This window comes from Pseudomonas sp. FP597 (assembly GCF_030687435.1).
GTDB classification, from domain to species: domain Bacteria; phylum Pseudomonadota; class Gammaproteobacteria; order Pseudomonadales; family Pseudomonadaceae; genus Aquipseudomonas; species Aquipseudomonas lactucae.
In genome coordinates, this window is sequence record NZ_CP117432.1 from 42,240 (window position 1) to 64,410 (window position 22,171).

The 22,171-nt window shown below is 60.4% G+C and carries 23 protein-coding genes; 17 read left to right on the plus strand and 6 right to left on the minus strand.

The genetic code is table 11. From position 1 onward, the window contains the following. Window positions 1–3: 3 nt before the first annotated feature. The gene (locus PSH66_RS00205; protein WP_003170749.1) at window positions 4–1,005 is read right to left on the minus strand and encodes an LLM class flavin-dependent oxidoreductase; all 1,002 of its coding nucleotides are present in this window, start codon (window positions 1,003–1,005) and stop codon (window positions 4–6) included. Window positions 1,006–1,221: 216 nt separating this feature from the next. On the opposite strand from PSH66_RS00205, the gene PSH66_RS00210 reads away from it, so the two are divergent. Together PSH66_RS00210 and PSH66_RS00215 are read left to right on the plus strand one after the other, a co-directional pair. After that, window positions 1,222–1,653, plus strand: a complete 432-nt coding sequence (locus tag PSH66_RS00210; RefSeq protein WP_003170750.1) for an OsmC family protein — start codon at window positions 1,222–1,224, stop codon at window positions 1,651–1,653. A gap of 155 nt (window positions 1,654–1,808) precedes the next feature. Then, window positions 1,809–2,048 (plus strand): DUF1161 domain-containing protein, encoded by a 240-nt coding sequence (locus tag PSH66_RS00215; RefSeq protein WP_141062771.1) that lies wholly within the window; start codon window positions 1,809–1,811, stop codon window positions 2,046–2,048. Here PSH66_RS00215 and PSH66_RS00220 read toward each other — a convergent pair whose 3' ends face one another. Further along, on the minus strand, window positions 2,049–2,471 hold the full coding sequence (locus PSH66_RS00220) for a hypothetical protein (RefSeq protein ID WP_003170752.1): 423 nt from the start codon (window positions 2,469–2,471) through the stop codon (window positions 2,049–2,051). It lies immediately after the preceding gene. Window positions 2,472–2,545: 74 nt separating this feature from the next. Here PSH66_RS00220 and PSH66_RS00225 point away from each other — a divergent pair, with 74 nt between their 5' ends. Continuing rightward, window positions 2,546–3,589 (plus strand): aminopeptidase, encoded by a 1,044-nt coding sequence (locus PSH66_RS00225; protein WP_003170753.1) that lies wholly within the window; start codon window positions 2,546–2,548, stop codon window positions 3,587–3,589. 109 nt (window positions 3,590–3,698) lie between these two features. Here the strand turns inward: PSH66_RS00225 and PSH66_RS00230 are convergent, their stop codons facing one another. Together PSH66_RS00230 and PSH66_RS00235 are read right to left on the minus strand one after the other, a co-directional pair. Further along, window positions 3,699–4,358 (minus strand): HAD family hydrolase, encoded by a 660-nt coding sequence (locus tag PSH66_RS00230; protein ID WP_003170754.1) that lies wholly within the window; start codon window positions 4,356–4,358, stop codon window positions 3,699–3,701. Beyond that, window positions 4,355–4,897, minus strand: a complete 543-nt coding sequence (locus tag PSH66_RS00235; RefSeq protein ID WP_003170755.1) for a gamma carbonic anhydrase family protein — start codon at window positions 4,895–4,897, stop codon at window positions 4,355–4,357. The genes PSH66_RS00230 and PSH66_RS00235 overlap by 4 nt, the downstream gene beginning before the upstream one ends. A gap of 101 nt (window positions 4,898–4,998) precedes the next feature. On the opposite strand from PSH66_RS00235, the gene prlC reads away from it, so the two are divergent. The 8 genes from prlC (at window position 4,999) to PSH66_RS00275 (ending at window position 15,139) form a co-directional block, all read left to right on the plus strand. Continuing rightward, window positions 4,999–7,050: an oligopeptidase A gene (gene prlC / locus PSH66_RS00240; RefSeq protein WP_305428157.1), complete on the plus strand. Its 2,052-nt coding sequence runs from the start codon at window positions 4,999–5,001 to the stop codon at window positions 7,048–7,050. Continuing rightward, a complete protein-coding gene (locus PSH66_RS00245) occupies window positions 7,047–7,322 on the plus strand; it encodes a YheV family putative zinc ribbon protein (protein WP_003170757.1) in 276 nt (91 codons plus the stop codon). The genes prlC and PSH66_RS00245 overlap by 4 nt, the downstream gene beginning before the upstream one ends. 244 nt (window positions 7,323–7,566) lie before the next feature. Then, on the plus strand, window positions 7,567–8,319 hold the full coding sequence (locus PSH66_RS00250) for a gluconate 2-dehydrogenase subunit 3 family protein (RefSeq protein WP_003170758.1): 753 nt from the start codon (window positions 7,567–7,569) through the stop codon (window positions 8,317–8,319). A gap of 2 nt (window positions 8,320–8,321) precedes the next feature. Further along, on the plus strand, window positions 8,322–10,106 hold the full coding sequence (locus tag PSH66_RS00255) for a GMC family oxidoreductase (RefSeq protein ID WP_042943976.1): 1,785 nt from the start codon (window positions 8,322–8,324) through the stop codon (window positions 10,104–10,106). 12 nt (window positions 10,107–10,118) lie between these two features. Next, window positions 10,119–11,417: a cytochrome c gene (locus tag PSH66_RS00260; RefSeq protein ID WP_003170760.1), complete on the plus strand. Its 1,299-nt coding sequence runs from the start codon at window positions 10,119–10,121 to the stop codon at window positions 11,415–11,417. A 70-nt stretch (window positions 11,418–11,487) separates the two neighbouring features. Next, a complete protein-coding gene (locus PSH66_RS00265; protein ID WP_003170761.1) occupies window positions 11,488–12,546 on the plus strand; it encodes a PA0069 family radical SAM protein in 1,059 nt (352 codons plus the stop codon). 228 nt (window positions 12,547–12,774) lie between these two features. Next, the gene (locus PSH66_RS00270; protein ID WP_003170762.1) at window positions 12,775–13,506 is read left to right on the plus strand and encodes a carbonic anhydrase; all 732 of its coding nucleotides are present in this window, start codon (window positions 12,775–12,777) and stop codon (window positions 13,504–13,506) included. An 85-nt stretch (window positions 13,507–13,591) separates the two neighbouring features. Next, window positions 13,592–15,139 carry a SulP family inorganic anion transporter gene (locus PSH66_RS00275; RefSeq protein WP_305428158.1) on the plus strand — a complete coding sequence of 516 codons (1,548 nt, stop codon included), beginning with the start codon at window positions 13,592–13,594 and terminating at the stop codon, window positions 15,137–15,139. 128 nt (window positions 15,140–15,267) lie between these two features. Here the strand turns inward: PSH66_RS00275 and PSH66_RS00280 are convergent, their stop codons facing one another. After that, window positions 15,268–15,915, minus strand: coding sequence for a hypothetical protein (locus tag PSH66_RS00280; protein WP_003170764.1), 648 nt, complete (start codon window positions 15,913–15,915; stop codon window positions 15,268–15,270). Between the two features lie 367 nt (window positions 15,916–16,282). Here PSH66_RS00280 and coxB point away from each other — a divergent pair, with 367 nt between their 5' ends. From coxB to PSH66_RS00300, 4 genes are all read left to right on the plus strand, one after another. Beyond that, entirely contained in the window at window positions 16,283–17,410 is a 1,128-nt protein-coding gene (coxB, locus tag PSH66_RS00285) for a cytochrome c oxidase subunit II (protein WP_141062768.1), read from the plus strand. A 58-nt stretch (window positions 17,411–17,468) separates the two neighbouring features. Next, window positions 17,469–19,058 (plus strand): cytochrome c oxidase subunit I, encoded by a 1,590-nt coding sequence (ctaD, locus tag PSH66_RS00290; RefSeq protein ID WP_141062767.1) that lies wholly within the window; start codon window positions 17,469–17,471, stop codon window positions 19,056–19,058. Between the two features lie 69 nt (window positions 19,059–19,127). Beyond that, a complete protein-coding gene (locus tag PSH66_RS00295) occupies window positions 19,128–19,679 on the plus strand; it encodes a cytochrome c oxidase assembly protein (protein WP_003170767.1) in 552 nt (183 codons plus the stop codon). A 35-nt stretch (window positions 19,680–19,714) separates the two neighbouring features. After that, entirely contained in the window at window positions 19,715–20,602 is an 888-nt protein-coding gene (locus tag PSH66_RS00300) for a cytochrome c oxidase subunit 3 (RefSeq protein WP_003170768.1), read from the plus strand. Window positions 20,603–20,608: 6 nt separating this feature from the next. On the opposite strand, the gene PSH66_RS00305 is transcribed toward PSH66_RS00300, so the two are convergent. Continuing rightward, window positions 20,609–20,812: a twin transmembrane helix small protein gene (locus tag PSH66_RS00305; RefSeq protein ID WP_003170769.1), complete on the minus strand. Its 204-nt coding sequence runs from the start codon at window positions 20,810–20,812 to the stop codon at window positions 20,609–20,611. A 36-nt stretch (window positions 20,813–20,848) separates the two neighbouring features. Between PSH66_RS00305 and PSH66_RS00310 the strand changes: the two genes are divergently transcribed. Then, complete coding sequence (locus PSH66_RS00310; RefSeq protein WP_305428159.1) at window positions 20,849–21,613, plus strand: SURF1 family protein; 765 nt, start codon at window positions 20,849–20,851, stop codon at window positions 21,611–21,613. Continuing rightward, window positions 21,579–22,163 (plus strand): hypothetical protein, encoded by a 585-nt coding sequence (locus tag PSH66_RS00315; protein ID WP_141062764.1) that lies wholly within the window; start codon window positions 21,579–21,581, stop codon window positions 22,161–22,163. The genes PSH66_RS00310 and PSH66_RS00315 overlap by 35 nt, the downstream gene beginning before the upstream one ends. Window positions 22,164–22,171 lie beyond the last annotated feature (8 nt).

The following is a 22,171-nucleotide window of genomic DNA, read 5'->3' on the forward strand; positions in this document are numbered from 1 at the left end:
GGTTCAGCCCTTCATCAACTGCGCGAGCAGTTCGTAGGAATGAATCCTGTCGGCGTGGTCATACAGGTCGCAGGTAAAGATCAGCTCATCGGCGCCGGTTTGCTCGATCAGCACCTCCAGTTTGGCGCGAATCTTCGCCGGGCTGCCGACCATCGCCAGGCCGAGGAAACTGCCGACCGCGTCCTTTTCATGGGGCAACCACAGGCCGTCCATGGTTTTGACCGGCGGACGTTGCACCAGGCTTTGGCCGCGCATCAGCGCGAGGATGCGCTGGTACACCGAAGTGGCCAGGTAGTCGGCGTGTTCATCGGTGTCGGCGGCGACCAACGGGATACCGAGCATCACGTAGGGCTTGTCCAGCACGGCAGAAGGCTTGAAGTGATTGCGATACACCCGAATCGCCTCATGCATCAAACGCGGTGCGAAGTGGGAGGCGAAGGCGTAGGGCAAACCGCGCTCGCCGGCCAGTTGCGCACTGAACAGACTCGAGCCCAGCAGCCACACCGGTACATGGGTGCCGGTGCCCGGTACGGCAATCACGCGCTGGTCCGGCGTGCGCGGGCCCAGGTAAGCCATCAGCTCGGCGACGTCTTCGGGGAAGTCATCAGCACTGCCGGAGCGCTCTCGGCGCAGGGCGCGGGCGGTCATCTGGTCGGAACCGGGCGCACGGCCCAGGCCCAGGTCGATACGGCCGGGATACAGGCTTTCCAGGGTGCCGAACTGTTCGGCGATCACCAGCGGCGCATGGTTGGGCAGCATCACGCCGCCGGAGCCGACGCGAATCGTGGACGTGCCGCCAGCCAGATAGCCCAGCAATACCGAGGTCGCCGAGCTGGCGATGCCGTCCATGTTGTGGTGCTCGGCTACCCAGAAACGGTTGTAGCCGAACTTTTCCACGTGCTGGGCCAGGTCCAGGGAATTGCGCAGCGATTGCGCCGGACTGCCGTTGGCCCGCACGGGCACCAGGTCGAGGGTCGAGAACTTCACGTCGGACAGCGATTTCATAAGCCTGCTTCTCCAATAGGGGCGCAGGCTTCTTAGACGAACCAAAACCTGCCGCTTCATGTGCATGTTCTATGCAATGAGGGCATATACCCGAGATTCAATAGCGTGCGCGAAATTTCCTACTGATTCACTAGGTTTCTCTTACGAGTGAACTTTGGCACAGCGTCTATCCTCAGAACCCTTACTGACGCAAAACCACCGTTCGAGGAGACCGCTATGAGCATCGTAAAAAAAGCATCCGCGCATTGGGAAGGCGACCTGAAGACTGGCCTGGGTTCCATCTCCACCGAAACCGGCGTACTGCGCGAAGCACCCTACGGCTTCAAGGCGCGTTTTGAAGGCGGCAAGGGCACCAACCCTGAAGAATTGATCGGCGCGGCCCATGCCGGCTGTTTCTCCATGGCGTTCTCCATGATTCTGGGCGACGCGGGGCTAAAGGCTGACAGCATCGACACCCAGGCTGAAGTGACCCTGGACCAGGTGGATGGTGGCTTTGCGATCACCGCCGTGCATTTGATCCTCAAGGCCAAGATCCCGGGCGCAAGCCAGGCGCAGTTCGATGAGCTGAGCAAGAAGGCCAAGGAAGGATGCCCGGTATCCAAGGTGCTGAATGCGACCATCACCCTGGATGGCACGCTGGTTAACTAACACGCCTTACTTAATGTGGAGGGGGCTTGCTCTCGATAGCCCTCTCCCACACGTTGTTCTGCGTTAAATCAGAACTCGTGTTTGCAAATTGTGGTCGAATAGCCTTATGCATCCTAGGCGCACACCCGTGCACATGCATTCAGGGAGCTTCACACATGAAACGTTTTGCCTTGGCGATCATCTGCGCTGTATTGGCCACCTCGGCCGTGGCCGCGCCAAAAGATTGTGAAGAGCTCAGGAAAGAGATTGAAGTCAAGATCCAGGCCAATGCCGTCCCGTCCTACACCCTTGAGATCGTTAGCAAGGAAGAGGCCGACAAACACGACGTAGCAATGGTCGTGGGTAGCTGTGAGAACGGCACCAAGGCAGTCATCTATCAGAGAAATAACGACTGATCAGAGGCAGTTCACACTGCGCTCTTCGGCCAATAACTGTCGCGCTGAGTCATACAGCCGAATGTTGGGCGTGAAGGCCAGTGAGCGGCCTTCCAGCACATAACGTTGCCCAGCCTTGAAGTGGTCGTACTGCAAGGTCATAAAACACGTGCGGTACAGCATCTGGCTGAGGCCGCCCAGGCCACCGCCGGCGGGCACCTCGAAGTCAAAGCGCACCATCAGCTCATGGGGGCCGGGCGGCATTTGGAAGTAGCGCCCGTCGTCCAGGTTCTTTGCGTCAAGCCGCTGCGCCATCACCAGTTTCGCCCCCGGCGTCGGCGTGGTGAAATCGACCCAGGCCTGTTGCGGATCGGCGGGAGGTACTGGGGTCGACGTACAGGCGCCGACGAATACGGCGGCGGCGCAAAGCAAAAACTGACGCATGACGGGCCCTCGGCGATAGGATGGGGGTTTGCGTCAGTATAAACACGAACCTATCACCCAGGAGCAGTCAGTGCATGATCAGGCGTTTTCTTCCAGGGTTGATGGTTGTGCTGCTCAGTGGTTGCTCCAGCGTCGGTTATTACAGCCAATTGGCGGACGGCCAATGGCAACTCTTGCGGGCTCGGGAACCGGTTGCCAAGGTGATTGCCGACCCATCCCGCCCGCAGCAGCTGCGTGACCACCTCACGCAGTCCCAGAAAGCGCGAACCTTCGCCAGCGAGCACCTGCACCTGCCCGACAACCAGAGTTACCGGCTGTATGCCGATATTGGCCGGCCCTATGTAGTCTGGAACGTCTTCGCCACGCAGGAATTTTCTCTGTCGCCTGAGAACCATTGCTTCCCCATCGCCGGTTGCGTGGCCTATCGCGGCTATTACAGCCAGGGCGCGGCGCGTGGCGAGGCGGCGTTGTTGCGCCAGCAAGGCATGGACGTGTCGATAGGTGGCGTGGAGGCTTATTCCACGCTGGGCTGGTTCAATGACCCGATCATGAGCTCGATGATGAACTGGGGCGATGAACGCCTGGCCACGTTGATCTTCCATGAGCTGGCGCACCAGCGCTTCTATGTGAAGGACGACACCGAGTTCAACGAGTCATTTGCCACCTTCGTCGAGCAGGAAGGCACTCGCCAGTGGCGCGCCGCTCGTGGTTTGACGCCTCAAGGCGACACGCTGTTGAAACAGCGTGACCAGTTTATTCAGTTGATCCTCGACACTCGCAAGCGCCTGGAAAAACTCTACGCCCAGCCCTTGGCAACGGGTGTGATGCGCCAGGCCAAGGCTGCGGAATTTGAGCGGTTGCGCAGCGATTATCGCGAATTGCGCGATGGCCAATGGGGTGGCGATAAACGTTATGACGCCTGGATCAACCAGCCGATGAACAACGCGCGTTTGTTGCCGTTCGGGCTGTATGACCAGTGGGTGCCGGCGTTTGCGGCGTTGTTCAGGCGGGAAAGCGGGGATTGGGTGAAGTTCTATGCCGCGGTTGAGAGGCTGGGCGGATTGCCGGTGGCGCAGCGCAAGGTGGCGTTGAAACAATTGGAAGGTGTTGATTTTTAGGGCCTCATCGGGGGCAACCCCCCTCCCACACTGACCGAATTCCAACATGGAGATGCGGTCTCTTGTGGGAGGTGCGGTGCGACGATTCGACTTGCCCCCGATGGCGACCTCAAGGCTGCCGCAAAAACGCCTGATGCATCTCAGCCAACGTCTCAAAATGCCAGGTCGGCGCCTCGGCATTCAATTCCTCATAACTGCCAAACCCATACCCCACTGCCGCCGAATCCAGCCCGTTGCTGCGCGCGCCGATCAGGTCGTGCTTGCGATCACCGATCATCAAGGTGGTGGTGGGGTCCAGGCCTTCTTCGCTCATCAAATGCGCAATCAACTCGACCTTGTTGGTACGCGTACCATCCAGCTCGCTGCCGTAGATCACCTTGAAGTGCCTGGCAAAGTCGAAATGCCGCGCGATCTCGCGGGCAAATTCCCACGGCTTGGAGGTGGCTACATAGAGCTGGCGACCCTGGCCGTTCAATGCTTCCAACAGCGGTATCACGCCATCGAACACGCGGTTTTCGTACAGCCCGGTGACCTTGAAACGTTCGCGGTAGAAGTTCACCGCTTCCCAGGCCTTGGCTTCATCGAAGCCGTAAAACTGCATGAAGGCTTGCAGTAACGGCGGGCCGATGAAGTGTTCAAGCCTGGTCAGGTCCGGCTCATCGATGCCGAGTTTGCCGAGGGCATACTGGATCGAGCGGGTAATGCCCTCGCGCGGGTCGGTGAGCGTGCCATCCAGGTCGAACAGGACGGTTTGGTAATGCAGGCTCATTGGTCGAATCCTTGCGCCAGGTGCAGGTCTTTTAGTTTCACGTAGTTCGCGGCGCTGTAGGTGAAAAAGGCGCGCTCCTTGTCAGTCAATGCGCGGACTTGTTTAACCGGACTGCCCACGTACAAGAAACCGCTGTCGAGTTTCTTGCCTGGCGGCACCAGGCTGCCGGCACCGATGATCACGTCGTCTTCCACTACGGCGCCATCCATCACGATGCTGCCCATGCCGATCAGGATGCGGTTGCCCACGGTGCAGCCATGCAGCATGACCTTGTGGGCGATGGTCACGTCGTCGCCGATCAGCAGCGGGAAACCGTCAGGATTGAAGGGGCCGGCGTGGGTAATGTGCAGCACGCAGCCATCCTGCACGCTGGTGCGTGCGCCGATGCGGATGCGGTGCATGTCGCCGCGGATCACTGTCAGTGGCCAGACCGAGCTGTCGGCGCCGATTTCGACGTCGCCGATCACCACCGCCGAAACATCGACAAACGCCCCGTCGCCCAGGGTTGGCGTGTGATTCTGATAGGTGCGAAGGGTCACGATAGGCTCTCTCTCTTCTGCTGATAGCTGCGGTGGGCGTTGATTGTAATTAAGATGGCCCCATCTTTGTCTTACCTGTTTCTTCAGCCAAGGTGCCAACCGTGAGCGCGAACAACCCTCTTCTGCAGTCCTACGACCTGCCGCCGTTCTCGGCGATCCGTGCCGAGCACGTCCAACCGGCCATCGAACAGATCCTCGCCGACAACCGCGTGGCCATCGAAGGCATCCTGCAAAGCCAGGGTAAAAATCCTACCTGGGCGGGCCTGGTCCTGGCCATGGACGAACTCAATGACCGCCTGGGCGCCGCCTGGAGCCCGGTCAGCCACCTCAACGCGGTGTGTAACAGTGCTGAGCTGCGTGAGGCCTACGAGGCATGTCTGCCGGCGTTGAGCGCCTACTCCACCGAGCTGGGCCAGAACCGCGCGTTGTTCCAGGCTTTCGAAGCCCTGGCCAACAGCCCGGAAGCCGCCGGTTTCGATGTGGCGCAAAAAACTATTCTTGAGCATTCCCTGCGAGACTTCCGCCTGTCGGGTATCGACCTGCCGCCGGAGCAGCAGAAGCGCTACGCCGAAGTGCAGAGCAAACTCTCCGAGCTGGGCAGCAAGTTCTCCAACCAACTGTTGGACGCCACCCAGGCCTGGACCAAGCACGTTACCAATGAAGCCACCCTTGCCGGCCTGACTGACTCGGCCAAGGCGCAAATGGCCGCCGCTGCCCAGGCCAAAGGCCTCGACGGCTGGCTGATCACCCTGGAATTCCCCAGCTACTACGCGGTGATGACCTACGCCCAGGACCGCGCCCTGCGTGAGGAAATTTACGCCGCCTATTGCACCCGTGCGTCGGACCAAGGTCCGAATGCCGGTCAGAACGATAACGGTCCGGTGATGGAACAGATCCTCGACTTGCGTCAGGAACTGGCGCAACTGCTCGGTTTCGCCTCCTTCGCCGAGCTGAGCCTGGCTACCAAGATGGCCGAATCCAGCGATCAGGTGCTGAGTTTCCTGCGTGACCTGGCCAAGCGCAGCAAGCCGTTTGCCGCCCAGGACCTGCAACAGCTCAAGGCTTATGCCGCCGAACAAGGCTGTGCCGACCTGCAAAGCTGGGACAGCGGTTTCTACGGCGAAAAACTGCGTGAGCAGCGCTACAGCGTGTCCCAGGAAGCCCTGCGCGCCTATTTCCCGGTCGACAAAGTGCTCGGCGGCCTGTTCGCCATCGTGCAGCGTCTGTACGGCATCGAGATCGCCGAGCAGAAAGGCTTCGACACCTGGCACCCGGATGTTCGCCTGTTCGAAATCAAGGAAAACGGCCAGCACGTCGGCCGCTTCTTCTTCGACCTCTACGCCCGGGCCAACAAGCGTGGTGGCGCCTGGATGGACGGCGCCCGTGACCGTCGCCGCACTGTCGACGGCGTGCTGCAGAGCCCGGTGGCCAACCTGGTGTGCAACTTCACCCCGGCCGACAGCGGCAAACCCGCGCTGCTGACCCATGATGAAGTCACCACCTTGTTCCACGAATTCGGCCACGGCCTGCATCACCTGCTGACCCGTGTCGAACACGCCGGTGTTTCCGGTATCAACGGCGTGGCCTGGGATGCAGTGGAGTTGCCAAGCCAGTTCATGGAGAACTGGTGCTGGGAGCCGGAAGGCCTGGCGCTGATCTCCGGCCACTATGAAACCGGTGAGCCACTGCCGCAGGACCTGCTGCAAAAAATGCTCGCGGCGAAGAACTTCCAATCCGGCCTGATGATGGTCCGTCAGTTGGAATTCTCGTTGTTCGACTTTGAAATGCACGCCACTCACGGCGATGGTCGCAGCGTGGCGCAGGTGCTTGAGGGTGTGCGTGACGAGGTGTCGGTAATGCGTCCGCCGGCCTACAACCGCTTCCCCAACAGTTTTGCGCACATCTTCGCCGGTGGTTACGCGGCGGGGTACTACAGCTACAAATGGGCTGAGGTGCTGTCGGCGGACGCCTTTTCCAAATTCGAGGAGGACGGCGTGCTCAATGCCGACACTGGCCGTGCATTCCGTGAGGCGATCCTGGCTCGCGGCGGTTCCCAGGCGCCGATGGTGCTGTTCGTCGACTTCCGCGGACGTGAACCTTCGATTGACGCACTCTTGCGCCATAGCGGCCTGAGTGAGGACGCGGCAGCATGAGCGAAGCGCCTGTGATCACCAAAAAGCAATTTATCGCCGGGGCCGTATGCCCGGCGTGCAGCGAACCGGACAAGCTGAAGATGTGGACCGAAGACAGCGTGCCGCATCGCGAGTGTGTGGCATGCGGATATACCGATACGCTGAATGACCAAGGGCTGTCGGTGCCCAAGGAGCTGGGTACGCGGGTCAATACCTCGGCGTTGAAAGCGCCGTCCGACCCCAAGGTTCAGGCGGTGCAATTCTTCCCGAACCCCAAGCTGAAAAAAGACTAACGGCCCTACGCAGGCTAATGTGGGAGGGGGCTTGCTCCCGATAGCGCAGTGTCAGTCACTCTATCCATGAGCTGACCCACCGCTATCGGGAGCAAGCCCCCTCCCACTTTTTTGCGCGTTGAAATCATTTCCCAATGCTTAGCCTGCTATCATTTGTAACCGTTGATTGCAGTTCGCAACACAAAAAGACAAGCCGCTCCCTAGAAGCCGCTGCCAAACCCGTGACCACATGATGAGGTACTCCATGTCTGATCAAGATCAAGACAACCCCCGGCGTGACTTTCTGCGCAAATCCTTGACCTTGATTCCGGTGGTCACGGTTGCCAGTAGCGGCCTTGGCGGTTCGATACTGATGGCAACGCCTGAACCTGCACAGGCTGCGGTTGGCAAGCCTGTGGCCAGCGAAAAGGCCTACGAGCCCACTTACTTCACTGCTGAAGAATGGGCGTTTATCAACGCTGCCGTCGAGCGCCTGATCCCCGCCGATGAGCAAGGCCCTGGCGCCCTGGAAGCCGGCGCACCGGAATACATCGACCGCCAGATGAACACGCCGTATGCCAGTGGTGCGCTGTGGTTCATGCAAGGCCCGTTCAGCGCCGACGCCGCGCCGGAGATGGGTTGGCAGAGCAAACTGGTGCCCAAAGAGATTTACCGCCTGGGCATTGCTGCTGCGGATGCTTGGTCGAAAGCGTTCAACGGTAAAGCTTTTGCTGCGCAAGACAGCGCTACCCGAGACGATATGTTGCGCCGCCTGGAGGCGGGCGGCAGCGAACTGGCCGCGCATTTCGAAGCGGTGCCGCCGAAGATGTTCTTCAACCTGTTGCTGCAAAACACCAAGGAAGGGTTCTTCTGCGACCCGATCCACGGCGGCAATAAAGGCATGGTCGGCTGGACCCTGATTGGCTTCCCCGGCGCCCGCGCCGACTTTATGGATTGGGTGGAACGCAACGAGCAATACCCCTTCCCGGCTGTTTCCATCCGCGGCGAGAGGGCATAAACGTGGCGACCATCATGAAGAAAGTCGATGCGGTGATCGTAGGCTTCGGCTGGACCGGCGCGATCATGGCCAAGGAGCTGACGGAAGCGGGCCTCAACGTGCTGGCGCTGGAGCGCGGCCCGATGCAGGACACTTACCCGGACGGTAACTATCCGCAGGTCATCGACGAATTGACCTACAGCGTGCGCAAGAAACTCTTCCAGGACATTTCCAAAGAGACCGTGACCATTCGCCATAGCGTGAATGACGTCGCCCTGCCCAACCGTCAGCTCGGCGCGTTCCTGCCGGGCAATGGCGTCGGTGGTGCGGGCCTGCATTGGTCGGGCGTGCATTTTCGCGTCGATCCCATCGAGCTGCGCATGCGCAGCCATTACGAAGAGCGCTACGGGAAACACTTCATTCCCAAGGACATGACCATCCAGGACTTCGGTGTCAGCTATGAAGAGCTGGAGCCGTTCTTCGACTACGCAGAAAAAGTCTTCGGCACTTCCGGCCAGGCCTGGACAGTGAAGGGACAGTTGGTGGGTGAAGGCCGTGGCGGTAACCCCTATGCACCGGACCGTTCCAACCCGTTCCCGTTGCAAGCGCAAAAAAACACCGTCTCCGCACAGCTGTTTCAGAAAGCCGCCACCGAGGTGGGTTACAAGCCCTACAACCTGCCGTCGGCCAATACCTCGGGGCCGTACACCAACCCCTACGGCGCACAGATGGGGCCGTGCAACTTTTGCGGTTTTTGCAGTGGCTATGTTTGCTACATGTATTCCAAGGCGTCGCCGAACGTGAACATCCTGCCAGCGTTGCGTCAGGTGCCCAACTTCGAGCTGAGGCCCAATTCGCACGTGCTTAAGGTCAACCTCGACAGCACCGGGAAAAAAGCCACCGGCGTCACCTATATCGACGCCCAGGGCCGCGAGATCGAACAACCGGCAGACCTGGTGATCCTTGGCGCGTTCCAGTTCCACAATGTGCGCCTCATGCTGCTGTCGGGCATCGGCAAGCCGTACGACCCGATCACCAATGAGGGCGTGGTGGGCAGGAACTTCGCCTACCAGAATATGGCGACCATCAAGGCGTTCTTCGACAAGGACACCCACACCAACAACTTCATCGGCGCCGGCGGCAATGGCGTGGCTTTCGATGATTTCAACGCGGATAACTTCGACCACGGCCCCCATGGCTTCGTGGGCGGTTCGCCGATGTGGGTCAACCAGGCTGGCAGCCGGCCTATCGCCGGCACGTCCAACCCGCCCGGCACCCCAGCCTGGGGCAGTGCGTGGAAGCGCGCTACCGCCGATTACTACACCCATCAGGTCTCGATGGATGCCCACGGTGCCCATCAATCCTACCGGGGTAACTACCTGGATCTGGACCCGGTGTATCGCGATGCCTACGGCCTGCCGTTGCTGCGTATGACGTTCGACTGGCAAGAAAACGACATCAAGATGAACCGGTTCATGGTCGAGAAAATGGGCAAGGTTGCGCAGGCGATGAACCCCAAGGCGATTGCCATGCTTGGCAAAAAGGTCGGTGAGCACTTCAACACCGCGTCGTACCAGACTACTCACCTCAACGGTGGCGCGATCATGGGCACCGATCCGAAAACCAGCGCGTTGAACCGCTACCTGCAGAGCTGGGATGTGCACAACGTGTTTGTCCCGGGCGCGTCCGCTTTCCCACAGGGTCTGGGCTACAACCCTACCGGCCTGGTGGCGGCATTGACCTACTGGTCGGCGCGGGCTATTCGCGAGCAGTACCTGAAAAATCCCGGCCCACTGGTTCAGGCATAAGGAGCGATGACTATGAAAATACTTGTTATCGCAACGCTTGCACTGCTCAGTAGTTGCTCGATAAGCGCGGCCGAAACCGACCTGATCAAGCAGGGCGAATACCTGGCCCGCGCGGGTGACTGCGTGGCGTGCCACACCGCCAAGGGCGGCAAACCCTTTGCTGGCGGGCTGCCGATGGAAACCCCGATCGGCGTGATTTACTCCACCAACATCACCCCGGACAAGAGCGGTCTGGGCGACTACAGCTTCGAGGACTTCGACAAGGCCGTGCGCCATGGCGTCGCCAAGAGCGGTAGTACGCTTTACCCGGCAATGCCCTATCCGTCTTACGCGCGCGTCAGCGAAAGCGATATGCAGGCGTTGTACGCGTACTTCATGAAGGGCGTGGAACCGGTTGCCCAGGCGAATAAGGACAGCGATATCCCTTGGCCCCTGAGCATGCGTTGGCCATTGGCGGCGTGGCGCTGGATGTTTGCGCCTGAAGTGGCGGATTACCAGGCGCAGGCAGGGGCTGACCCGGTGATCAGCCGTGGCGCTTACCTGGTGGAGGGGTTGGGCCATTGCGGCGCGTGCCACACACCGCGCGCACTGACCATGCAGGAAAAAGCCCTGAGTGCCACGGACGGCAGCGCGTTCCTGTCCGGCAGTGCGCCGCTGGAAGGCTGGATCGCCAAAAACCTGCGCGGCGACCACAAGGACGGCCTCGGCAGCTGGAGCGAAGAACAACTGGTGCAATTCCTCAAGACCGGTCGCAGTGATCGCAGCGCGGTGTTTGGTGGGATGAGCGATGTGGTGGTGCACAGCATGCAGTACATGTCGCAAGAGGACCTGACCGCTATCGCCCGCTATCTCAAGAGCCTGCCCGCAGTGGACCCCACGGATCAACCGCACCAGTACGACAAACACGTTGCCGAGGCGCTGTGGAAAGGCGATGACAGCAAGCCGGGCGCGTCGGTGTATATCGACAACTGTGCGGCCTGCCATCGCACCGACGGGCATGGCTACACGCGTGTTTTCCCGGCACTGGCGGGCAACCCAGTGTTGCAGACGGCGGATGCCACCTCGCTGATCAACATCGTGTTGAACGGCGGAACATTGCCGGCCACCCACACGGCGCCGTCCACGTTCACCATGCCGGCGTTCGCCTGGCGTCTGTCGGACCAGGACGTGGCGGATGTGGTCAGTTTTATTCGTGGCAGCTGGGGCAACAAGGGAGCGCCTGTCACGGCGAGCGAGGTGGCCGACCTGCGCAAGAACGATATGCGCAGCACCTCGGGCGATGACTTGGGCCAGGTCACCCAAAAGCACTGACCGCCAAACGGCACTGGTCAGAAACCTTGCGCCTCGATACTGTATATAAAAACAGTATCGAGGCGCTTTTATGTCTACTTCGCTGCCGCCCCGTGGCCGGGGCACGGCCACTAACCTGCACAACCGCTTTGCGCCCACGGTCAGCGTGGCCGAGGACGACGGCTGGTACCAGGAAGTACCACCGACCCAGGGCACCGAAGTGCGCATCGAAACGGCCAAGACCATCATCACCCGCAACACTTCGCCGGATCTGCCGTTCGATCGCTCGATCAACCCTTATCGCGGCTGCGAGCATGGCTGTATCTACTGTTATGCGCGACCCAGTCATGCCTATTGGGACATGTCGCCGGGGCTGGACTTCGAAACCAAACTGATCGCCAAGAGCAATGCTGCCGACGTGCTGGAGCAGCAGCTGTCCAAACCGGGCTACGTATGCGCGCCAATCAACCTGGGTTCCAACACCGATCCGTACCAGCCTATCGAGCGTGAATACAGGATCACCCGGCAAACCCTCGAAGTGCTGCTGCGTTACCGACACCCGGTGACCATCATCACCAAGGGCTCGCTGATCCTGCGCGACCTCGACCTGCTCACCGAGCTGGCGCGGCAGCGGCTGGTGGCGGTGATGATCAGCCTTACCAGCCTGAACGACGAGCTCAAGCGCATCCTGGAGCCGCGCACGGCGGCGCCAAAGGCCAGGTTGCGGGCGATTCGGGTGATGCGTGAGGCGGGGATTCCGGTGGGGGTACTGTGTTCGCCGATGATTCCGATGATCAACGACAGTGAGCTGGAAAGCCTGCTGACTGAAGCCCATGCCGCCGGTGCGCAAAGCGCGGCCTACATGATGCTGCGCCTGCCGCTCGAAGTGGCACCGTTGTTCGAGGAGTGGCTGGCGGCGCATTACCCGCAACGTGCGGCCCATGTAATGAGCCTGGTGCGGCAGGTGCGCGGTGGCGAGGTGTATGACAGCCGTTTCGGCGTGCGCATGCGCGGCGAGGGACCGTTTGCCGATCTGCTGGCCCAGCGTTTCAGCAAGGCGATCAAACGCCTGGGGCTCAATCGCCGTGAAGGCTTCAACTTGGATTGCACTGCGTTCTGTCCACCCGGCAGGCAAATGGCATTGTTGTAGACTGATCAGGCCGTATGCACTGGCTTTGTAGGTATGGTCGCGTTTTGATATCACTGAGACCCGCGATCTAGAGCGGTTCATTCAGTTTGAGTTAAGTTTCGACGGTTACCTTGTTCAGCGAGTGACTGATGAGTCGGCATCTGGGTCTTTGGCGTTTAAAACTATTCCACTGGCCGAGCGTCGAACTGTCCTGAGCACGCCCCCCTGCATTAATCAAGAGGATGCATCATGAGTGACAAGGATAAACAGCCGTTGGCTGCGTCGGCTTCAGCCCCTCAGGTGGCGGAAACTGCCGATGCAGCGCTGCAACACATCGTTGACGGCTTTTTGCATTTTCATCACGACGTCTTCCCTCAGCAGGAAGAACTCTTCAAGAAACTCGCCACGGCCCAGAGCCCGCGGGCGATGTTCATTACTTGCGCCGACTCGCGCATCGTGCCCGAACTGATTACCCAGAGCTCGCCTGGCGATCTGTTCGTGACCCGTAACGTCGGTAATGTGGTACCACCGTATGGCCAGATGAACGGTGGTGTTTCCACGGCCATCGAGTACGCGGTGCTCGCCCTGGGCGTGCAGCACATCATCGTTTGCGGGCACTCCGATTGCGGTGCCATGCGCGCGGTACTCAACCCCGACAGCCTGGAAAAGATGCCAACGGTCAAGGCCTGGTTGCGGCATGCCGAGGTCGCCAAAGCCATGGTCCACGACAACTGCGACTGCGCCAACGAAGGCGAGAGCATGAAGGTGCTGACCGAAGAAAACGTCATCGCTCAGTTGCAACATTTGCGCACCCACCCTTCCGTGGCTTCGCGCATGGCCAATGGTCATTTGTTTATCCATGGTTGGATCTACAACATCGAGACCAGCGAAATCCGGGCCTACGATGCAGACAAGGCGGCGTTCCGACCGCTGAACGGCACCGAGCCGATTCCGTCAGCGACGCCTAAAGCGCGCTTCTAAAACACTTCCCTGCCGGGTAATGCGGTGGCTGCCATGGACGCAGCCAGGCTTTACCGCGCCTGGCGAATGCCTCGGGAGAGTCATCATGCGTGCTGCTCAATTGAAAGCTGTATTGCCACGGGAGCTGCTCGCCTCGGTGGTTGTTTTTCTGGTCGCCCTGCCCTTGTGCATGGGTATCGCGATTGCGTCCGGCATGCCGCCGGCCAAGGGCCTGATCACCGGTATTATCGGTGGCCTGGTGGTCGGCTGGTTGGCCGGTTCGCCGCTGCAAGTCAGTGGCCCGGCGGCGGGTCTGGCCGTTCTGGTGTTCGAACTGGTGCGTCAGCACGGCATGCAGATGCTCGGGCCCATCCTGTTGCTGGCAGGCTTTCTGCAACTGGTGGCCGGGCGGTTGCGCCTGGGCTGCTGGTTCCGTGTGACGGCGCCGGCGGTGGTGTACGGCATGCTGGCGGGAATCGGCGTGTTGATTGTGCTGTCGCAGGTCCATGTGATGCTCGACGGCGCGCCCAAGCCTTCAGGGCTGGATAACCTGACCGGCTTCCCGGCGGCATTGGCCGAAGCTGTTCCGGCCTTTGGCGGCGGGCTCGGCTGGCAAGCGGGCCTGCTGGGTTTGTCGACGATGCTGGTGATGTACCTGTGGGATAAATTCCGCCCGCAGCGGCTGCGGTTCGTGCCGGGCGCCTTGCTGGGCGTTGGCCTGGCGACGGTCGCCAGTCTGGTACTGGCGTTGCAGGTCAAGCGTGTGAACGTGCCGGAAAACCTTGCCGATGCCATCGACTGGCTACGGCCCAGCGATTTGCTCAACCTCGCCGACCCGCAACTGCTGATCGCCGCATTCGCCGTGGCGTTCATCGCGAGTGCCGAAACCCTGCTCTCCGCAGCGGCTGTCGACCGTATGCACAGCGGCCAGCGCTCGGATTTCGATAAGGAATTGTCCGCCCAGGGCGTCGGCAACATGCTCTGTGGCCTGGTCGGCGCCCTGCCGATGACCGGCGTCATCGTGCGCAGCTCGGCGAACGTCCAGGCGGGCGCAACCACGCGCTTGTCGGCGATGTTCCATGGCCTGTGGTTGCTGGGCTTCGTGTTGCTGCTGTCCAGTGTGCTGCAAAGCATTCCGGTGGCAAGCCTGGCCGGGGTGCTGGTGTACACCGGAATCAAGCTGGTCGACATCAAGGCGTTCAAAGCCCTGGGGCGCTACGGCCGGATGCCGATGTTTACCTATGCGGCGACGGCGCTGGCGATCATCTTTACCGACCTGCTGACGGGTGTGCTGGTGGGCTTTGGCCTCACGTTGGTCAAGCTGGCGTTCAAGGCGTCAAGGCTGAAAGTCAGCCTGATCGACTTGCCCCAGGAGGGCGAGATGGAGCTGCGTTTGACCGGTGCCGCGACCTTCCTCAAAGTGCCGGCGTTGACCCAGGTGCTGTCGACGGTACCTGCGGGTGCCACGGTGCATGTACCGCTCAATAACCTGAGTTACATCGACCATTCCTGCCTCGAGTTGCTGGAGGAATGGGGGCGGGCCAATGCGGCGAAGGGTTCGAAGCTGGTGATTGAGGCGCGAGGGTTGAAGCGCCGGCTCGAAGGACGGATTCGCACGACGACGGGGATCGGCTCGGCGCCATCAATCGGCTGACGGAACTGGATCAAAATGTGGGAGGGGGCTTGCTCCCGATAGCAGAATGTCAGTCGAAGAGTTTTTGACTGGTACACCGCTATCGGAGCAAGCCCCCTCCCATATTTGACCTGTGTAAGGCGCAAGATTTAAGCCGGTTGATCCAGCGCCAGCTCAACCCCCAACTGCCGCGACAGGCACGGCCAGCGCTTCCAGGCAGCCTCGGTGTTCGGACTTTTCAGTTGCTCGCGATACGCTTCCACCGACTCCAGCGCAAAACTCTCGTCGTTAAGCATCTCATCCACCGCCAGGTGCACCGCTTCGTCCAACTGATTGGCGAAATCTTCACCGATCAACTGATGGGCTATCACGTTGGCCACGGTGGTATCCGCCGGAATCAACGGCTGGCCGAAATGCTTGATATACACATCGTTTACTTCTTCCACCAGGCGATGGGCCAGATAGGCCTCGTCCAACAGACTGTCCAGGCCTTCGTGGCCTGCCAGGATCGCCGGAGGCTGCAGAAAGAAATGCTCGGCAATTTTCAGCACCGGCTTGATCTGGCTTTCGATCCCGGCTTCGCGAGCCACGTCATTGGCAGCATCGAGCAGCTCCGGGACGAGGTCGATGTAGGCAGTGACAAAGCGGGTCATGACCACGTTGCGATCACCCTCAGCCAGGGAAATGGCTGCATGCAGGTGCGGCAATTGTGTTTCCAGTTGCAGGGCAAGCTGGCCCGTTTTGGCTTCGTGTTGATGGGCACGGGAAATCTGCTCGCGCAATGCGGCGGTGTTCATGGACGCTCCAGTGATGCGGTGTAGGAAGAGGGAGAAGACAAGGTAGCTCGTTTATACGAGCGCCTAAGACGCATTTGTCATAATTATTTCATGGTTATGCGCGGGCGTTATATCGAATTGCCATCGTTCGTCGGAAAAACGATTCCGCACCCCGTTTTTATTGGGGTTTATCGATCATTTTCGCTCATTTGCCCCTACACATTGCGGGGTTGCCCACCCTGTCTATACTCGGATTTGTAGGCAATTTGCTGATGACGCCAGACTGCATGAGCAGGTGAGGCTAAGCGGTTGTAAGCAGTATGGAAGCCGCTCCCTTCGACGCAGGTGCAAACCGGCGGGATAACAAGAACGATAAGGGGAACCCGCAATGATGCGACATCCACACGTTTGGATGGGCCTCCTGTTGTGGTCGGTATTCGGCCAGGCACATGCCGCCTGGACAACGAATATGGCGCCAGGGGCGACAGAAGTCAGTCACGCAGTGTTCGACCTGCACATGACCATTTTCTGGATCTGTGTGGTGATCGGCATCATCGTGTTTGGCGCCATGTTCTGGTCGATGATGGTGCACCGGCGCTCCACCGGCCAGGTGGCGGCCAAGTTCCACGAGAGCACCACCGTGGAGATCCTCTGGACGGTCGTGCCCCTGCTGATCCTCGTTGCGATGGCTATTCCGGCGACCAGGACCCTGATCAACATCTACGACAGCAGTGAGTCGGATATCGATATCCAGGTCACTGGGTACCAATGGAAGTGGCATTACAAATACCTGGGCCAGGACGTTGAGTTCTTCAGCAACCTGGCCACGCCTGCCGAGCAAATCCATAACCAGGCCACCAAAGGCGAACACTACCTGCTGGAAGTCGATCAGCCGCTGGTGTTGCCGGTGGGCGCCAAGGTGCGTTTCCTGGTCACCGCCGCTGACGTGATCCACTCGTGGTGGGTGCCGGCCTTTGCGGTCAAGCGCGACGCCATCCCCGGGTTCGTCAACGAGGCCTGGACCCGTATCGAGAAGCCTGGCATCTACCGTGGCCAGTGTGCGGAGCTATGCGGCAAGGACCACGGCTTCATGCCCATCGTGGTCGAGGTCAAGTCCAAGGCCGACTACGACACCTGGCTCGGCCAGCGCAAGGAAGAAGCCGCCAAGCTCAAGGAGCTGACTTCCAAAGAGTGGACGCGCGAAGAACTGGTGGCCCGTGGCGACAAGGTCTATCACACCACGTGCGTGGCCTGTCACCAGGCCGAAGGCCAGGGCCTGCCGCCGATGTTCCCGGCGCTCAAGGGCTCGAAAATCGCCACCGGGCCTGCCGCCGATCACCTGAGCATCGTCTACCACGGCAAGCCCGGCACCGCGATGGCCGCATTCGGCAAGCAGCTCTCGGAAGTGGATATCGCCGCCGTAGTGACCTACGAGCGCAACGCTTGGGGCAACAACAAAGGCGACATGGTCACGCCTAAAGACGTGCTGGCCATCAAGCAGGCGGAAAGCAAATGACGCACTTCATTGCGATTGCCTCGACCCGCCCCGCCCATTCGTTTGCAGGAGAACGGCCATGAGCGCTGTAATCGATGACCATGGCCACGCCAGTGACCATGCCCACGGCCCCGCCAAGGGTTTGATGCGTTGGGTGCTGACCACCAACCACAAAGACATCGGCACGATGTACCTGTGGTTCGCCTTCGCGATGTTCCTGCTGGGTGGTTCGTTCGCCATGGTGATCCGTGCCGAGTTGTTCCAGCCCGGCCTGCAGATCGTCGAGCCGGCGTTCTTCAACCAGATGACCACCATGCACGGCCTGATCATGGTGTTCGGCGCGGTGATGCCGGCCTTCGTCGGCCTGGCCAACTGGATGATCCCGTTGATGATCGGCGCGCCCGACATGGCCCTGCCGCGCATGAACAACTTCAGCTTCTGGCTGCTGCCAGCGGCGTTCCTGCTGCTGGTCTCGACGCTGTTCACGCCGGGCGGCGGACCGAACTTCGGCTGGACCTTCTACGCCCCGCTTTCCACCACGTATGCGCCGGAAAGCGTGACGTTCTTCATCTTCGCCATTCACCTGATGGGTATCAGCTCGATCATGGGCGCGATCAATGTGGTCGCCACCATCCTCAATCTGCGCGCCCCCGGCATGACCTTGATGAAAATGCCGCTGTTCGTGTGGACCTGGTTGATTACCGCGTTCCTGCTGATTGCGGTGATGCCGGTGCTGGCCGGTTGCGTGACCATGATGCTCATGGATATTCACTTCGGTACCAGCTTCTTCAGTGCGGCCGGTGGTGGTGACCCGGTGTTGTTCCAGCACGTGTTCTGGTTCTTCGGCCACCCCGAGGTGTACATCATGATCCTGCCGGCCTTCGGCGCCGTCAGCTCGATCATCCCGACCTTCTCGCGCAAGCCGCTGTTCGGCTACACCTCGATGGTCTATGCCACGGCGAGCATCGCGTTCCTGTCGTTTATCGTGTGGGCGCACCACATGTTCGTGGTCGGCATCCCACTGGTGGGCGAGCTGTTCTTCATGTACGCCACGCTGCTGATCGCCGTGCCCACGGGGGTGAAGGTGTTCAACTGGGTCAGCACCATGTGGCAGGGCTCGCTGACGTTCGAGACGCCGATGTTGTTCGCGGTGGCCTTCGTGATTCTGTTCACCATCGGCGGGTTCTCCGGGCTGATGCTGGCGATCGCCCCGGCGGATTTCCAGTACCACGACACCTACTTTGTGGTGGCGCACTTCCATTACGTACTGGTGCCTGGCGCGATTTTCGGGATCTTCGCCTCGGCCTACTACTGGCTGCCGAAATGGACCGGCCACATGTACGACGAAACCCTGGGCAAGCTGCACTTCTGGCTGTCCTTCGTGGGCATGAACATGGCGTTCTTTCCGATGCACTTCGTCGGGCTGGCCGGTATGCCGCGGCGGGTGCCGGATTACAACCTGCAGTTCGCCGATTTCAACATGGTGTCGTCGATTGGGGCGTTCATGTTTGGCGCCACGCAGATCTTCTTTTTGTTCATCGTGATCAAGTGCATCCGTGGCGGCGCGCCGGCACCGGCCAAGCCGTGGGATGGTGCCGAAGGCCTGGAGTGGAGCGTGCCTTCGCCGGCGCCGTACCACACCTTCACCACGCCGCCGGAGGTCAAATGAACACCTTTTTGCGATGTGACACCGCCCCTCCCACCTTGACCGAGTTCGGCTTCGGCTTCGGTGAGCGTCATGGCTGACTCCCTCCCCCTCAAGCGCCTCGTCACCCGCCTGCTGATCCTGGTGGTGGCGATGTTCGCCTTTGGTTTTGCCCTGGTGCCGATCTACGACGTGATGTGCAAGGCGTTCGGCATCAACGGCAAGACCGCCGGGCAGTACGAGGGTTCGCAAGTGGTGGACCCGACACGTCAGGTGCGCGTGCAGTTCTTATCCACCAACGCTATCGACATGGTCTGGGAGTTCCATTCCAAGGCCGATGAGATCGTGGTCAATCCGGGGGCGGTCAACGAGATGCTGTTTGTGGCCTACAACCCTACGAGCAAGCCGATGACGGCCCAGGCGATCCCGAGTATCTCTCCGGCCGAAGCGGCGATGTACTTCCACAAGACCGAATGCTTTTGCTTCACCCAGCAAGTGCTGCAGCCAGGCGAGCGTATCGAAATGCCGGTGCGCTTCATCGTCGACCGCGACATGCCCAAGGATGTGAAGCATCTGACGCTGGCGTACACGCTGTTTGACATCACTGCGCGCCAACCGCCCGTGGCTGTACGCACCGGGGGCTAGCTACTGTTTGCCCGCTCAATCAGGAGAGCGAATACATGTCGACTCATGATACGTACTACGTACCAGCTCAAAGTAAATGGCCAATAATTGCCACGTTTGGCCTGCTGATCACCGTGTATGGCCTGGGCGTGTGGTTCAACGACCTGAAGGCCGCGCGCCCGGAATCCCATGGCCCGTGGATCTTCTTCGTCGGCGGGCTGTTGCTGGCCTACATGATGTTTGGCTGGTTCGGGGCGGTGATCAAAGAAAGCCGCGCCGGTTTGTACAGTTCGCAGATGGATCGCTCGTTTCGCTGGGGCATGACGTGGTTCATCTTTTCCGAAGTGATGTTTTTTATCGCGTTCTTCGGTGCGCTGTTCTACGTGCGCCACCTGTCCGGTCCTGCGTTGGCCGGCGAAGGCCCCAAAGGCATCGCGCACATGCTGTGGCCGAACTTCGAGTTCGCCTGGCCGTTGCTCAACAACCCTGACCCGAAAATGTACCCGGCGCCTGAAGGCACCATAAGCCCGTGGGGCTTGCCTTTGGTCAACACCATCCTGCTGGTGAGTTCCAGCGTGACCATCACCATCGCCCACCATGCCCTGCGCAAGGGGCATCGCGGTGCGCTGAAGCTCTGGCTGGCGATCACGGTGTTGCTGGGCCTGGCGTTCCTCGGGTTCCAGGCCGAGGAATACATCCACGCCTATAAAGAGCTGGGCCTGACCCTGGGCTCGGGGGTGTACGGCGCGACGTTTTTTATGCTTACGGGTTTCCACGGCGCCCACGTGACCATCGGTACCATCATTTTGTTTGTGATGTTGATGCGCATCCTGCGTGGGCATTTCAATGCCGAGCACCAGTTCGGTTTCGAGGCGGCCAGTTGGTATTGGCACTTTGTGGATGTGGTGTGGATCGGTTTGTTTTTCTTCGTTTACGTACTATGAGGCGTCTTACCAAGGCGCATGCGACACCAGCTGGCCGCTGAAAAAACCCCAGGTGATCAACGCCAGGGTGATCACGGCCAGCACGACACGCACGGTCAAGGCAGTCACGAGGCGATCGGAGTGGCCCTCGTCCTTGACCAGAAAAAACAAGCCACTGAACAGGCTCACGACAGTCGCGATCAGCATCAGGGCAATGGCTGCTTTGAGCATGGTCTGGCTCCTGGGCTTTTACAAAGGGGGCGGGCAATGAAAACAAGTATAGCCAGCGCCATGAAACCGTTTCGTCCCGGCATCGCGCCGACACTGGTGGTGTTGATACTGCTGCCGTTGATGGTGGGTTTGGGGTTCTGGCAGTTGTCGCGTGGCCACGAAAAACAGGTGCTGCTCGATACCTACGCCGAGCGCCGCGCGGCGGCGCCGATGAGCAGTGAGCAACTTACTGACACCGCTGATCCGGCCTTTCGCCGCGTACGTTTGCGCGGTCAATTCGACGCCGATCACAGCGTATTGCTTGATAACCGGATGCGCGACGGCAAGGTCGGGGTCGAGTTGTTGCAGCCTTTCCACGACCAGGCCAGCGGTCTGTGGCTGTTGCTCAATCGCGGCTGGCTGCCCTGGCCGGACAGGCGCACCGCGCCCGTTTTCACTACTCCTGAACAACCAGTGAACCTCGACGCCTGGGTGTACGTTGCCCCCGGCGAAACCTTCCAACTGCATGCCGACCCTGCCGGTGCGCCATGGCCGCGCGTGCTCACCGCGCTGCACCCCGCCGCGCTATGGGCCGAGTTGGGCCGCAGCGGTTTTGCCTACGAGCTGCGCGCCGAAGCCGGCCCCGGGACGTATGAAACCACCTGGCCAGTGGTCGCCATGGGGCCGGAAAAACACCTGGCCTATGCCGTGCAGTGGTTTGCCATGGCCCTGGCATTGCTTGCGCTTTACCTCTACCTCGGATGGCATAACAAAAAGGAGAAGCCCCATGGGAGCGGTCACGAATCCACTCAACATGTCTGAACGGCCTGATCGGCGCAAAGGCCGCTGGCAACTGCTCTTGATCCTGCTGATGGTGATCGGCCCGATGGTGCTGGCCACCTTTATGTACAAGCTGCAGTTCTGGGTGCCGGACAGCCGCAGCTACCACGGTGAGATGATCGGCAACGGCCAGACCCGCGTCGATATTGGCGTGCAGGCCGATGAAATGCGCTGGCAACTGCTGGTCACCGCGCCCACGGCCTGCGCTGCGGACTGCCAGCAACTGGTGTACCTCGCGCGGCAGTTGCAGATCGGCCTGGGCCGCGACGCCTCTCGCGCCAGTCATGCCCTGGCCAGTACGCAACCGGTGAGTGCTGACTACGACGCCAAGCTCAAGGCCGAATACCCGCAATTGCAGCGTTACGCGCTGGACCTCTCGACCTTCACCAAGAACGCCGCCGCACCGGGTGAGGCGCAGCTGTGGATCGTCGATCCCCACGGCAACCTGGTGCTGCGCTACGACGCCAAGGTCAAGGGCAAGGACTTGCTCAATGACCTGCGCCACCTGCTGAAACTGTCGAATATCGGATAAGGGCACCG